Origin of the sequence: Guptibacillus hwajinpoensis, assembly GCF_005144865.1 — a bacterium.
GTDB classification, from domain to species: Bacteria; Bacillota; Bacilli; order Bacillales; family Guptibacillaceae; genus Guptibacillus; species Guptibacillus hwajinpoensis_A.
Window position 1 is genome coordinate 797247 of record NZ_SWFM01000001.1, and the last position, 13549, is coordinate 810795.

Annotated in this window: 16 protein-coding genes; 2 read left to right on the plus strand and 14 right to left on the minus strand. The window is 37.7% G+C overall.

From position 1 onward, the window contains the following. Positions 1-257: 257 nt before the first annotated feature. The gene (locus tag FBF83_RS03965) at positions 258-476 is read right to left on the minus strand and encodes a FaeA/PapI family transcriptional regulator (RefSeq protein WP_136945819.1); all 219 of its coding nucleotides are present in this window, start codon (positions 474-476) and stop codon (positions 258-260) included. A gap of 167 nt (positions 477-643) precedes the next feature. Between FBF83_RS03965 and FBF83_RS03970 the strand changes: the two genes are divergently transcribed. After that, positions 644-1096: a protease complex subunit PrcB family protein gene (locus FBF83_RS03970; protein WP_136945820.1), complete on the plus strand. Its 453-nt coding sequence runs from the start codon at positions 644-646 to the stop codon at positions 1094-1096. Positions 1097-1417: 321 nt separating this feature from the next. After that, entirely contained in the window at positions 1418-2827 is a 1410-nt protein-coding gene (locus FBF83_RS03975) for a SulP family inorganic anion transporter (RefSeq protein ID WP_136946476.1), read from the plus strand. A 184-nt stretch (positions 2828-3011) separates the two neighbouring features. Here the strand turns inward: FBF83_RS03975 and FBF83_RS20695 are convergent, their stop codons facing one another. The 13 genes from FBF83_RS20695 to fdhD form a co-directional block, all read right to left on the minus strand. Continuing rightward, entirely contained in the window at positions 3012-3152 is a 141-nt protein-coding gene (locus FBF83_RS20695) for a hypothetical protein (protein WP_169525165.1), read from the minus strand. A gap of 102 nt (positions 3153-3254) precedes the next feature. Beyond that, positions 3255-5117, minus strand: a complete 1863-nt coding sequence (locus FBF83_RS03980; protein WP_169525166.1) for a PAS domain S-box protein — start codon at positions 5115-5117, stop codon at positions 3255-3257. A 116-nt stretch (positions 5118-5233) separates the two neighbouring features. Continuing rightward, positions 5234-5473, minus strand: coding sequence for a hypothetical protein (locus tag FBF83_RS03985; RefSeq protein WP_136945822.1), 240 nt, complete (start codon positions 5471-5473; stop codon positions 5234-5236). 52 nt (positions 5474-5525) lie between these two features. Then, positions 5526-5681, minus strand: a complete 156-nt coding sequence (locus FBF83_RS03990; RefSeq protein ID WP_136945823.1) for an aspartyl-phosphate phosphatase Spo0E family protein — start codon at positions 5679-5681, stop codon at positions 5526-5528. A 256-nt stretch (positions 5682-5937) separates the two neighbouring features. Then, on the minus strand, positions 5938-6426 hold the full coding sequence (locus tag FBF83_RS03995; protein ID WP_240687965.1) for a GNAT family N-acetyltransferase: 489 nt from the start codon (positions 6424-6426) through the stop codon (positions 5938-5940). Between the two features lie 49 nt (positions 6427-6475). Continuing rightward, entirely contained in the window at positions 6476-7111 is a 636-nt protein-coding gene (locus FBF83_RS04000) for an HD domain-containing protein (protein ID WP_136945824.1), read from the minus strand. A gap of 56 nt (positions 7112-7167) precedes the next feature. After that, on the minus strand, positions 7168-7893 hold the full coding sequence (locus tag FBF83_RS04005; RefSeq protein ID WP_136945825.1) for a SurA N-terminal domain-containing protein: 726 nt from the start codon (positions 7891-7893) through the stop codon (positions 7168-7170). Positions 7894-8292: 399 nt separating this feature from the next. Beyond that, positions 8293-8970 (minus strand): amino acid ABC transporter permease, encoded by a 678-nt coding sequence (locus FBF83_RS04010; RefSeq protein WP_136945826.1) that lies wholly within the window; start codon positions 8968-8970, stop codon positions 8293-8295. A gap of 5 nt (positions 8971-8975) precedes the next feature. After that, on the minus strand, positions 8976-9836 hold the full coding sequence (locus FBF83_RS04015) for a transporter substrate-binding domain-containing protein (protein WP_420875107.1): 861 nt from the start codon (positions 9834-9836) through the stop codon (positions 8976-8978). 256 nt (positions 9837-10092) lie between these two features. Beyond that, positions 10093-10338 carry a hypothetical protein gene (locus FBF83_RS04020; protein WP_136945827.1) on the minus strand — a complete coding sequence of 82 codons (246 nt, stop codon included), beginning with the start codon at positions 10336-10338 and terminating at the stop codon, positions 10093-10095. Between the two features lie 71 nt (positions 10339-10409). Continuing rightward, positions 10410-12251 carry an LTA synthase family protein gene (locus FBF83_RS04025; protein WP_136945828.1) on the minus strand — a complete coding sequence of 614 codons (1842 nt, stop codon included), beginning with the start codon at positions 12249-12251 and terminating at the stop codon, positions 10410-10412. 140 nt (positions 12252-12391) lie between these two features. Then, positions 12392-12664 carry a hypothetical protein gene (locus FBF83_RS04030; RefSeq protein ID WP_136945829.1) on the minus strand — a complete coding sequence of 91 codons (273 nt, stop codon included), beginning with the start codon at positions 12662-12664 and terminating at the stop codon, positions 12392-12394. An 85-nt stretch (positions 12665-12749) separates the two neighbouring features. Then, positions 12750-13547 (minus strand): formate dehydrogenase accessory sulfurtransferase FdhD, encoded by a 798-nt coding sequence (gene fdhD, locus FBF83_RS04035; RefSeq protein ID WP_136945830.1) that lies wholly within the window; start codon positions 13545-13547, stop codon positions 12750-12752. Between the last annotated feature and the right edge of the window lie 2 nt (positions 13548-13549).

Consider the following 13549-nt stretch of genomic DNA (forward strand, 5'->3'; position numbering starts at 1 on the left):
CTAATTAAAAGGCTGTTTTCATAGATATTGTCGCTATAAGAGTAGTGGTTGATTTCCACTCCAATCACCATTGAAGTGTGATTTTTATACTAAACCACTTTCAAAAACAACAACTTTTTAGAAATGAGCCTATTAAAAAGAAACAAGGAAAGGATGTTAACCGATGTCTTTTATTATGGATATCCTTTACGGTGTCGGTATTGTGTTTCTAATGCTAATTGGTTTGTACTTTGTTGATCTTTTTCGAAAAAAATAACTTATGCATTCGGACCAGCTTTGTATACAACTGATGGAGCAGGATCAATGACTGATGCGTCATATTCTTGTTTCACCGTGCCCTTTGGCATGTCCTTAATCATACGAACAAGTTCTTCTTCATCAGGATTGTATCCTTTTTCCGATAAATACTCCATGATTTCTCTTGTTGTAACCGGTTCCTCAATATTTCTTAAAAAAGTTAGAATTTCATTCTGCATGTGAATTCTCCTTTCAGCCATGGTTAATTGTCTACATTTATTCATTACCCTCCGACACAGATTGTAATCGTGAAGAATATCACGGTCTTCCCAACTTTAATAAAATTCGCTAAACTTAATAGTAGGATAAGACTTAGTAAAGTGAATTAAGGAAGGGGTAACACAGAGTGCGCGGAAACTTATTATTACTATCCATTCTTTTCGTTGTCCTTGCAGGCTGCGGAAACAATTCTCCAGAATCATCATCAACTGAATCAAACGGAGGGGAACAAATGAAAAAAGAACTATCCTTTGAAACAGTCACCATGCAAAATGCTCCAAAAGATATTCAAGCTACCGTTCAACAAAAATGGCTTGAGAAATCAACTTTTACTGTACCATCTGGAGATGATCTTTATATTGTTATTACGAGAGGTGAAATGCCGACTGGCGGCTATTCTGTTCAAGTCGACAGTATCGTGGAAGAAGAAGGCCAACTCACTGTCTCCTATTACTACACAGACCCTAAAAAAGATGCCATGGTAACACAAGCCATCACGAAGCCAATCGTCATTACACGTATTGATTTAACAAATGCTCGAGTTAATTTTAAAGAAATTCAAAAAAGCTCTCCTGAATAAGGATAAGCTTTTTTTGTAACCTATTTTAAATGGGCTAACCCTACCATTTGATTTTTTTAATAGTAAATCGTTGTCCTTCTCATAAATGAAATGAAACGAAAAATAAAGAGATCAGCTGAATAATAGTGTAAAAGCATAATGTTTGCGCTTACACTGTTCAAATAGCGAATCGTCATATTTCTTATTCCTGCGTATAATTCATTTTGTTTTGAACGGTTTACCTTTCTGAGGTGGAAAGGAATACGCAGATAAAAGGAAGTGTACTATTTGTCAACACAGCAACTTAAAAATGAATGGTTTTCGAACGTCCGTGGAGACGTTATGGCGGGTCTAGTCGTCGCCCTGGCCCTTATTCCAGAGGCTATCGCCTTTTCTATAATGGCAGGTGTCGATCCGATGGTAGGGTTATACGCCTCCTTCTGTATCGCAGTTGTTATTTCATTTACTGGTGGGAGACCGGGAATGATCTCAGCCGCTACAGGTGCAATGGCTGTCCTGATGGTTACACTTGTAGCTGAGCACGGTTTGCAATATTTACTCGCTGCTACAATTCTAACCGGTGTATTGCAAATACTAATGGGCGTATTAAAGCTCGGGAAATTCATGAAATTCATTCCACGCTCGGTCATGATAGGATTTGTAAATGCTCTTGCGATACTAATATTCAGTTCACAGCTACCTCATTTTGTAGGTGAGTCATGGCCAATGTATCTAATGGTAGCTGGGGCTCTTGCAATCATCTACCTCCTCCCTCGCGTATCTAAAGCTGTGCCTTCTCCACTAATTGCGATCATTGTCATTACAATCATTGCGATTATGAGTGGGAGTGGCGTTAGAACGGTAGGAGACATGGGCGAGCTTACTCAAGCCTTTCCTCTTTTCTTGATTCCAACCATTCCATTTAATATTGAAACACTAATGATCATCTTCCCTTATTCACTTGCTTTATCACTTGTGGGATTACTAGAATCCTTCTTAACTGCATCCATTGTTGATGACATGACAGATACTGAAAGTGATAAGAATCGTGAAGCAAAAGGACAGGGTGTTGCAAACATAGTTAGTGGATTCTTTGGTGGAATGGCTGGTTGTGCGATGATTGGCCAATCTGTTATTAACGTTAAATCCGGTGGAAGAGGACGCCTTTCTACACTTGTGGCAGGTTCTTTTCTAATGTTTTTAATTCTTGTAATGGGCGACATAGTGAGTAGAATACCACTTGCAGCGCTTGTTGGTGTCATGATTATGGTATCAATTGGAACATTTGATTGGTCTTCACTTATGAATCTTCACCGTCTTCCGAAGTCGGATGCACTCGTCATGGTTGTCACCGTTCTAACGGTTCTATTTACCCACAACCTTGCTAGTGGCGTTCTTGCTGGAATTGTACTAAGTGCTTTGTTCTTTGCCGCTAAAATTTCTAAAGTTCATGTAAGCAGCACACTAGATGATGCAAATAATCGACGTATTTATGAAGTATCTGGACAAATCTTTTTCGCATCTGTTACGGATCTACTAAAAGAATTCGATTATAAAGAAAACATTAGCCGCGTAGAAATCTCGCTAACGGACGCTCACCTATGGGACGATTCAGCTGTTGGAGCGATTGATAAGATTTACTCCAAATTTGTCCAAAATGGGATTTCTGTTAAATTTATTGGACTTAACGAAGCTAGTTCAACGTTAATGGACAAATTGTCTGAGAATAAATCAAATAACATCGCCTCTTAATATTAGGCGGTTTTAATAAACGTCGTCGCAATAAGAATAGTAATTGATGCTCCAATCAATTTGATATGTGAATTTTAAACAATACCTACTTCAGAACACATTCTTTCACAATAATCCTATGAAAAAAGGAACTTCTCTACTGTGAGAAGTTCCTTTTTTATATCGTTCATGTAAGTCACAAGAGTCAAATGAAAAGAGATAATAAATAAATAAGAGCTCCGAGGCTAGCGATCGAATAATTAAAAAGGCGATTGTTCTCAGACCAATTCGTTTCAGCGTTGAATTTTTCAAAGGCAAGCATCCGATAGTTCGTCTCGCTTTTCATCCTCAACACTTCCTTTGTTAGATTATTCTAACTATTCCTTTCTAATATTGTAAGCGCTTTCTGAAACTGTGTAAAGGAATTCCCCATAAAAAAAGCGCTACATTAGCGCTCTCGAATATTTCTCTCATTTGGTAAAGTTATTGTAACGACGGTTCCTTTTCCTTCCTTGCTATCAATAAAGAATGTGCCTTGATGATTCTGAACAATTCGACGGCAAATCATCAGCCCAAGTCCGTTTCCTTTTTTCTTTGTTGTATAGAAAGGCTCACCTAAATGCGACAGTTGGTGTTCAGGGATACCGGGACCATTATCACGTATTTCAATCATCACTTCATCATTTGTTGAGTATAAAGAGATGGTAATAACACCACCATTCGGCATCGCTTCAATTCCATTCTTTATAACATTGATTAGAACCTGTTTAATTTGATTTTCACTACAAGAGATTTCTCGAAGATCATGGATTACTCTTGTGTAAATTTGAACATTGTTTAAAATAGCCTGTGTTTCAATAAGGGTACAAACATTTGCAATAAGATCCTGAATATTTGTTACTTCATACGTTACAGCTTGGGGTCTAGCTAGTACCATAAATTCATTTACGATCATATTAATCCGATCAAGCTCAGATAACATAATCTCAATAAATTCTTGATCATTCTCATCTTTACGTCTTGACTTCAATATTTGCGTAAATCCTTTTAGTGAGGTTAATGGGTTTCGTATTTCATGCGCAACACCAGCAGCTAACTCTCCTATAACTGATAATTTATCTGATGTTCGAAGTAGTTCCTCTGCCTGTTTCCTATCAGTAATGTCTTTCCGTATGTAAACATATTGATATGGAACTCCTCCATCATTTAAAAATGGTACAATCGTCGTATCAACCCAAAAATCTTTTCCCTCTTTTGTTATGTTATTAATTTCCCCCTTCCAAACTGCACCAGATTGAATCGTGCTTCGCAAATCATCAAAAAAAGAGGGCGGGTGGTAGCCTGAGTCAAGAAGAAGATGATCTTTCCCAAGTAGCTCATCTTCTTTATACCCTGTAATCTCGCAAAATTTATCATTTACAGAAGTAATTTTGCCTTCCTCATCCGTGACAGAAACTAACGCACTCTCATCAAGTGCATACTTCAAATCTTTTAATTGTTTCAAGGTATTCTGTAATTCTCTCTCTGCTCGTTTTTTTTCTGTAATATCTCTTGATACAACAACGAGAATTCGCTCCTCATGTATACCAAACGGGATAAGAGTAGCTCGATCTTCAAGAGTAATCCAGGAACCATTTGCATGTTTCCTTCTAAATTCAACTACTTGCGGATATCTACTAGTATTTTGCAATAAATCCGCAACAATATTCTGGTCATCAGGATGTACATCCAACTTAATTGAACTTCCAGTATAATAGTCAGGCGGGTACCCAAGAATATTCTGATGAGAAGGCGATGCATAAGTAACGAGATCTCTCTCTAAGTTAACTAGACTTATTAACTCAGATGTATGTTCAGCGATTAATCTATATTTTTCTTGGCTATCTCGAAGAGCTAGAGCATTTTCTCTCTCATCTGTAATATCCCTTACAATCGTAAAAACACCATCAACAGAATTCTCGATATAGAATGGAATATTGACTAATTCCACATCAAATGGAACTCCTTCATTGTTGAGAAAAGTTGTTTGAAGGTGTGTAACATGTCCTTCTAATGTCAGTCGAAACGACTTGGTTACCCGCTCATGATCTGTCTGGAGAATAAACCTGGTATAATGCTTATTAATAATATCTTCTCTATCCTGCCGAGAAAGCTTATGACCAAACTCATTGAGGTCTGTTACATGTCCGTTCAAATCAAGTGAATACATCACGCCAGGATAATGGACAAATAGCGATTCGAATTTTTGAAAATCTTTGTAAAGTTGATAGAATTCGCTTTTATCGATTACAATACTATCTGAATGACTCACCATTATTCCCTCCCCCGAGCATGAAAATTCCATATCATGTAACTTTTCGACTTTAATGTTCTCTATTCCTTCTTTGTTCTCCATAAAGTTACGAAATCCAACAAAAAAAGCCGTCCTTAACGGCTCTTATACTGATCCATTTGATCAGACCCATTTCTCCATGCCTCTTCATTCCGAATCGCAAACTGGAGCCAGTCCTCATTGCCATTATAGTTAGAATCATTCCATTCTCTAAAATGAACAACTGATTGAAAGATCTCGCCTTGAATAGACTCAATAAGCTGATTTCGTTTAGGATGTTCTTCTATCCAATCAAACAACTCTTTTGTGAGAATTGCTTTAAGATCAATTTTCATTGGGTTTCCTCCTTTACTTCACAACACAGGAAGAAAAAAACAGAATCCAGTTTCATAGTACTCTTTCATTATGGTGCTTTGTTTGCATTAAGGCATTTAGTAACCGGTCTAGCTCCTGACTACAACGAATGGTTTTCTCTGATGCAAATCCGTAACGTCCTGCCATATCAAACATTTCTCTACGCTTCTTTTCAATTGCATCATACATCTCTCATTCCTCCTCATGCCAATACATAACCATTATGCCCATTTCCAGAAGAATTCAAAACGTTTTCGACGAAACTTCTTATTCTATGGCAGAAGTAGCAATAAGTAGACATATTTTTTACTATTTGAGTTATGCTGGTATGATACGAGTTCAGGCGCTAGGAAACCGTTCTCTTATTCCTTACGTGCTTGTATACTTCTCTTATTCCCGTTTTCTCATGGTTTAATCCACAGTTTCATCAAAGGCAAGCCACACGTTACCTTTTCCACTCTTTTTTTATCATTACATCAAAAGGAACTTCGCTGATTTTTGTCCTGTTAACGAAAGTTTGATTGAATTTAAATCCCTCTCTTTCATATACCTTTCTTGCTCTTTCATTAAATGAAGCAACTGTGAGACGAAAATCCTTTTCCCCAAGCTGAGCTGTTGCATAGTGAAGACCCGCTCGAAGAAAGAGCTTCCCATTACCCTTCCCTGTCTCTACTGGATCGATACCAAGACCGATATCAAGGAGATCTTCTTCATAAACACCAACTTCATGACCTGCTGGTACACGCGCAGATTTACCAAAACAAAAGTATCCGAACAGTTTCTCCCCATTCCACACTGATACATAGGATCCATCCATTAATTCTTCAAGCACTTCATGGTTTTTAGAGAAAGTATAAAGCGAATAAGGCTCTGGGTACGTCCAAGTTTGAATTTCTCTGGCCGATTCTAGAGTCATCGGTTGAATATGATACATGTTTTTAGGCTCCCCTCTTTAATAAGTTATTGTGAAGTAGAAAGAGAATTTATTTAATACCAGCCCACTCATCGTGAAATTGACTAAGGAATTCTTCCATAAATTCATGTCGCTGTTTTGCTAACTCTATTCCTTTTTGAGTGTTCATTAACTCTTTTAAATTCAGTAACTTTTCATAGAAATGATTTATAGCAGTTGATTGTCCATTGCGATACGTCTCAGGCGTCATTTTGTTTCTTGGTTCTATACTGGGATCATAAATCAAATCCCCTTTAGATCCCGCATAAACAAACGTTCTGGCGATTCCAATCGCTCCAATCGCATCTAATCGATCTGCATCTTGAACTACTTGTGCTTCAAGCGTTGTAACAGGTGGACGATTGCCCCCCTTAAACGAGATAGAGGATATAATTTCAATGATATGGTTACGGTCTTCTTCGTTCACATCGCCAAGTAAATTTACTACTTCCTTTATGCCTTCAGCTTCTGATGAAGCTATTTTATCGTCAGCGAGATCGTGAACGAGAGCTGCCGCTATACAAACAAAATGATTTGCACCTTCTGCCTTAGCAATAACTTCAGAATGTTGGACTACCCTTTCAATATGATGCCAATCGTGGCCACTTCCTTCATTTTCTAATTTCTGTTTTACATAGTACCTTATGTCGTTCAATATTTGGTTCATTTTTTTCTACTCCTCTTTTCGATTATCCAAAGAAAAAGGCCAGCTATTGTGCTGACCTATAACATTTTTTCGATTTTAGCTTTCTCCTTCAACTCATCTTTAATCTCTTGAACTTTTTCCTGTGTTTTTGTTTCAATTAAATAATCTTTTATCCGATCTTTCATTTCATCAAAGGATGGAGGATTCTCAGCATCTTTTGTAAATTGTTCGTCATAGAATGACTTCATTTCTTCCTCAGTCACCTCAGGCTTACCGATTTTATCATTAACGAATTTATCAACTACAACAATGTCAGCATATTGACTTTCCAATTTCTCTAATGTCATTCCCTGTGCTTTCAGCGCTGCGTTTAATTCTTTCTCAGTCGAAAACTGCGCTTTAATTTGTTCTAACTCTGTTTGCACTTCTTCTTCAGAAGCTGAAAAACCTTCGTCCTTCGCTTTCTGAAGCAGAAGTTCTTGTCCAATTAAGTTATCCATTACTTCTTCTTCTATCGATTTAGCCACCTTGTCATCGGATGGATCTTTTCCACTCATTGTATAGCGAAGCTGGGTTTGTACCAGCATGGAGTTATAATCTTTCCCTTTAATCTCCTTACCGTCCACCGTCGCGACTACTTTATCCTCTTCGACCTTCATAGCTTCTAATTCTTTCTTCGTTTGGTCCATAGATGCAGACTCTTCAGAGGTAGTTGCTTCAGTATCTTTCTCACCGCTGTTGTTAGAACATGCAGCAAGGAGAAGAATGGCCACAAGCATTAATAAGCTAAACTGTTTTTTCATGAAGATGATAGACTCCCTTCCTTTATGACGAATCGTCTGAGTTGTTTATATTCGTTATTATAACATTCATAAAAATGCTTTAAGAAGAATATGGGATATTTTTGTTTTTTTGTTAGGGAGTTTTCGAAGACATCGTTGCTTCAAGAGTAGTGTTTGATTTCCGCTCCAGGATGCTCGCTTTCCGCGGGGCGGGACGCTTGAGCCTCCTCGACGCGCAAGAACATCGCGCCTGCGCGATCTCACCTGTCCGCTAGTCCCGCAGGAGTCGAGCACCTTCCGCTCCAATCAGCTAAGTGGGGTTCTCTATAGAAAATCTTTTAAAAGCAATAATCTTTTAAAAGCAATAATCTTTTAGAAAAGAGCCATTAATTAAGAAAAACCCCTGGATTTCTCAGGGGTTTAATGTACATAATGATATCTTTTTTCTAATAGGTCCTGTATAAATGACACACAAACACAAACTGCCCAATAGATAAGTGCGACCAAAATGTACATTGTCATAAAGTCGAACTCTCTCCCGCCTACAATCTTTGCATGATGAAGCAATTCAGGGACGGTAATAACCGCTGCAAGTGAAGAAGCTTTGATTAGATCTAACATCACATTTGAAAGAGGAGGAATCGCAATCCGCGTTGCCTGTGGAAGGACCACTTGTCGCATCGTTGTCCAGTAAGACATACCGAGTGCAGTAGATGCTTCCCACTGTCCTTTTTCTACTGATGAAAGGGCAGAACGCTGAATCTCTGCTATATAGGCAGCACTGTTTAAGCTAAAGCCAATCAATGCTGAAGTCAGAGCGGAGAATTCAATCCCCACTACAGGAAGTCCAAAATAAAGAATATAAAGAAAGACTAGAATAGGGGTTCCTCTCATAAAGGAAATATATAGTCGAGCAGGATAGCGAAGTGCTTTCCATTTTGACATTCTTCCGAGCGCAAGAAACAGCCCCATTACTAGACCAATGATCATTCCTACTAATGAAATTAAAAGCGTTAGGCCAAGTCCTTGAACAACATAAGGAAACGACTTTATCGCAAGACCCGCATCAAATAAGTATTCCCATTGTATATCAAACACTTGATTTATTCCTCAATATCAAGATCTGGTTTAACAGAAACATTAGCTCCATTAAAGAACTTCTCCGATAATTCTTTAAGAGTTCCGTCATCCTTCATTTCTTTCAGCGTTTCGTTCACTTTGCTTTCTAGCTCACCGCTGTCTTTCTTCATTACTATCGCTTGATCATTTGGATAATACTGAATGTCAGGGTGAATTGTTATATTCAAATCAGAAAATGCAGCAAGTGCCAGGGTTTGAAGGTAATAATCATTCAAGATAATGTCTGTACGACCATTGGATACATCTCGTAAATATTGCTCATTTGTCGCATTATCGTAAATCACTTCTTCTGCACCATTCTCACGAGCAACTTCCATATAAATGGTTGTCGATGCACCCGCTGCCTTTTTGCCTTCGAGATCATCTAGTGACTTAATACCAGATAGATCATCTTTTCTGACAATAGCTGTGCCATATGAATATTTAATTGGTTCAGAGAACGTAAACTTCTCTTTTCTTTCATCAGTAATCGTAATATCATTCGCAGCAAGATCAACTTTACCGGAGTTAATACTAGTTAACATTCCATCAAAGCCCATTTCCTCAAATTCGATTTCAAGATCAAGACGTTTTGCCATCTCTTTTACGACTTCTACTTCATAACCAGTTACCTGATCAGAATCCTCTTCGTAATAAGAAGTAGGATATAGCGTTCCAGATGTTGCAACAACAAGCTTACCTTCTTCCTGAATCTGTTCCCAGGCAGTTGGCTCTTTATCAGCTGTTTGATCACCATCATTACTACCGTTTGAACAAGCGCTTATAACGAAAACAACGAGTCCCATCAACAAGACAGGAGCTAATCGCTTAATTAAATTAGTCAATTATTTCACTCTCCTTTAATCTAGTAAACAGTAAAAACATATCACTATGTTACAGTCTATTGCAACCATTACAGCATATCGAAACAAAGACACACTATTCCCATTTTTCCAAACATTCGCTAGTCCCGCAGGAGTCGATCACCTTCCGCTCCAATCAGCCAAGTTTAATTCTTTATACAAAATTTCTTTTAAAAGCAACAATCTTTAAGAATAGAGCCTTTTCAAAAAAAAAAAAACACTCCCATTGTAAGGAGTGCTAAAACTGTTCGTCGATTTTCTGATGAAGATAAGCGGTTGCCTGATCAAGGTATTTAATCGCTTCACCTGGAAATTTATCAATATCTTTTGCTCGCTTCACGTGACCATATAAAACAAGATCTTGCGAATTCATGATGATATCGAGTACTTCCCTTCCAACCTCTTCCTTCTTTTCATCCATATGAATTGCTGTTTTGTATTCACGTACAACTTCTGTTAGAATTTGTAGTCTTTGTAAATCCATCTTCGCTCATCCCTTTTTATCAAGAGTTCATTTTCAAGCGTACCATGAAAATTAAAGAATGAACACTAAAGCTATTTAACAAACCGAAGCAAGTCACCATATATAACTTTATCTGAATAATCAAGTTCGTTTTGAACTTTTCCGAAATATTTACTGCATTTGTTACGATTTGTTTTGGCTCCTGTTTCCTTGTTATAACAAGTATTCTTTGTATAAATTAGACCTTTTGTTACAAAGCTTCCATCTCGGAAGATTACAAAGTCTTTCCTTTCCGACGACAATAAGCTATTACCAAAATTCAGGCTTGTATTCTCTTTCACACCAAGCAACTCAAGAATAGTTGGTTTTAAGTCAACTTGACCACCTACTGTTTCAAACACTTTTCCTTCCTCTCCAGGAATATGGATAATGAGTGGCACTTTCTGAAGTTGAACGTGTTCGACTGGACCAATTCGTTCTCCAAAGTAATCGCCAAGTGCTTCGTTATACGTTTCGGACAGCCCATAATGATCACCATAAAGAACGAAGATTGAATCCTCATAAAATCCCGCAGCCTTCATTTCTTCGAAAAATCGCTTAATGGCTTCATCTTCATAACGAATAGTTGCAAAATAACGATTCACTACTTCTTCCTGCGTTTCGGGAATCGAAATCATTCGATCTTCCTCTTCTAATAAATACGGAAAGTGGTTCGTAAGGGTTAAGAACTTTGCTGAATAAGGCTCTTTCAAATCTTTAAGATAAGGGATAGTCTGTTCAAAAAACGGAATATCTTTTAGTCCATAATTAATTGAATTCTCATCAGTGACTTCAAAGTCTCTTTTGGAATAAAACCGATTGTATCCAAGCGTCTTATACATCTCTTCTCGATTCCAGAACTCTCGATCATTACCATGAAAAGAATTCGTTGAATAACCAGCTGAGTTCAACGCCTCTGGTAGAGAGAAGAATTCGTTCTCAGGCTTCCTTACGAACACAGATCCACCAGAAAGAGGGTACAAGCTTGTATCAATCATAAATTCAGCATCAGATGTCTTACCCTGAGCTGTTTGATGATAAAAGTTAGGAAAGAAATAGCTATCTTCCTTCAACTTGTTAAGGAATGGCGTTGCTTGTTTGCCTTCCATGCTCTCATCAAGCATAAAAGCCTGTGTCGATTCAAGTGAAATGAGTATTAAATTCTTCCCTTTTGCAACTCCTTCATAAGAAGAAGCTTTAATTTCCTTGTTATCTACATAATGTTGTATTTCAGAAATATCCGTATCATCAGCAAAAACACTTGTAATAGAAGTAAATGAATTAAATACGATATCATATGCATGATAAGTATACGATCCAAGTGATTTAACAAAAAGCTCGCGATCATAGGATTTTTCGAATAGTAACGGATTCATTATGAGAGCTATAACAGTAGTTCCTAATAAGATTGATACACCAGTAACAGCCGTTCGCTTTTTAAGTTTTGTGGAAAGTGCACTTGAACTAAGCTTCTGTCTTTTAAGAACCCAGAATAAGATGACTGAATCAAGTATAAGAATTGGGTCATAGATATTAAATAATTCAACTGTACTCTGACTTAGTCCCCCAACATTTCCAAATTGAAAAAGAACTGGTACAGTAATAAAGTCTATGTAAAAGCGATAATAAAGAATATTTCCATAAAGAATAGCAGACAAAATAAAATAAACTGCAAGCATCAGGCCTGGTTTAGATTGCTTTCTAAATAGCCCTATACCTAGCAGTAATACAATCGATCCTATTGAATTAATTAAAAGAAAAACTTCTTCTCCTGCACCTCTTAGTGTAAATGAAAATTCAAATCGATAAACAAAGTAAGTTTTCAGCACTAGCAGCGCTACTAATAGTAAATAAAAACGCCAGACTGAGGTTGCTTGTCTTTCTCCCAAATCCATAATTTCTCCACCCCTTATATCTCCCTAACTCTTACTTATGTGGTTCTTTCTCTCTTTACCACTAATCATCGATAACCAAACTGCAACTCGTTGTTTCATCTTACTAATTAATACGACTAAATAAGCCTTAAAGTTTCAAATCAATAAGAAAAAACAAGGGCAATAACACCAAACGCAATCAAAAAGAGTCCCACTGTTACACAAGTTACTGTTACAATCCACCACGGAATTGAATCAAGCGCTTTTGTTTCGATAAAGAAAAAAATACTCTCTCTCTTATTTGAAGCTTCAGATGCTCTGGAATGGTCAGCTGTTTCTGACTTCATTGCCTCTAAACGATGAAATAAAAATCGAGGACTTCCTACAATTACTACCCCCGCCACCCAAAAAATTAACGCTATCGTCCAACCCATCATAAACCCGCCTTTCAATTAAAGCATGTTTGTACTGTAGTATGAACGACTTACCCAAAAAAAACACCTCCAAGCTGAAGGTGTTTCAAATAATAATTCTCTCAGGCTTTGTATAAATGTTAAATCCGCCTTTTCGTATAAAGCCTACTGTTGTAATCTCAAGATCTTCAGCTAATTGAAGGGCAAGATCAGTAGGGGCAGATTTGGATAGAAGTATGCCAATTCCCATTTTGGAAAGCTTTATGACAACTTCTGAAGATATTCTCCCGCTGAAAGCCACACTAAGCTCAGAGGGATGAATATGGTGGCGAAGCGCAAAACCGTACAATTTATCAAGCGCATTGTGTCGACCAATATCAGTGCGAGAAGCGATCATTTCATCACCTTTAAAAATAGCCGCATTATGAACGCCACCAGTTGATTTAAAAGTTGTTGATTGTTCTTGAAGTTTCTTCATATTAGCGAGACATTCCTTGGCAGTCAAAGTAGGTGCACGCATAATCGTCCTAGCAGTTCGAGAGTCGCTCTCCAAGTAAAAGTGTCTGCTTTTACCACAACATGAGCTAATGACGCGCTTTGTATATGTCTCAGATGTAAGAGACATAGTGACGGAAGCCTTTACATTTACGACGCCTTGACTCTCATTGAACAGCATCTCTTCCACATCGCGATAAGATCGAATCACTCCCTCTGAAGCGAGGAAGCCAATCACCATATCTTCTAGATGGTCGGGCGTGCAAACGACTGTCGCAAATTCAACCTGATTAATCCGAATCGTGAGCGGTTTTTCTAATGCAATGGTATCTTCTTTATCGATAAATTGTCCGTTCTCATAACGAATAACGTTGCGTTCTGTTGTGTGTCTGTTCATTTCCTTCTTCATCA

Bases quoted from the DNA above. Each gene is read 5' to 3' on its own strand.
- FBF83_RS03965 (WP_136945819.1), bottom strand. From the start codon at position 476: ATGCAGAATGAAATTCTAACTTTTTTAAGAAATATTGAGGAACCGGTT.
- FBF83_RS03975 (WP_136946476.1), top strand. From the start codon at position 1,418: ATGGCGGGTCTAGTCGTCGCCCTGGCCCTTATTCCAGAGGCTATCGCC.
- FBF83_RS20695 (WP_169525165.1), bottom strand. From the start codon at position 3,152: ATGAAAAGCGAGACGAACTATCGGATGCTTGCCTTTGAAAAATTCAAC.
- FBF83_RS03985 (WP_136945822.1), bottom strand. From the start codon at position 5,473: ATGAAAATTGATCTTAAAGCAATTCTCACAAAAGAGTTGTTTGATTGG.
- FBF83_RS03990 (WP_136945823.1), bottom strand. From the start codon at position 5,681: ATGTATGATGCAATTGAAAAGAAGCGTAGAGAAATGTTTGATATGGCA.
- FBF83_RS03995 (WP_240687965.1), bottom strand. From the start codon at position 6,426: ATGTATCATATTCAACCGATGACTCTAGAATCGGCCAGAGAAATTCAA.
- FBF83_RS04000 (WP_136945824.1), bottom strand. From the start codon at position 7,111: ATGAACCAAATATTGAACGACATAAGGTACTATGTAAAACAGAAATTA.
- FBF83_RS04005 (WP_136945825.1), bottom strand. From the start codon at position 7,893: ATGAAAAAACAGTTTAGCTTATTAATGCTTGTGGCCATTCTTCTCCTT.
- FBF83_RS04020 (WP_136945827.1), bottom strand. From the start codon at position 10,338: ATGGATTTACAAAGACTACAAATTCTAACAGAAGTTGTACGTGAATAC.
- FBF83_RS04025 (WP_136945828.1), bottom strand. From the start codon at position 12,251: ATGGATTTGGGAGAAAGACAAGCAACCTCAGTCTGGCGTTTTTATTTA.
- FBF83_RS04030 (WP_136945829.1), bottom strand. From the start codon at position 12,664: ATGGGTTGGACGATAGCGTTAATTTTTTGGGTGGCGGGGGTAGTAATT.
- fdhD (WP_136945830.1), bottom strand. From the start codon at position 13,547: ATGAAGAAGGAAATGAACAGACACACAACAGAACGCAACGTTATTCGT.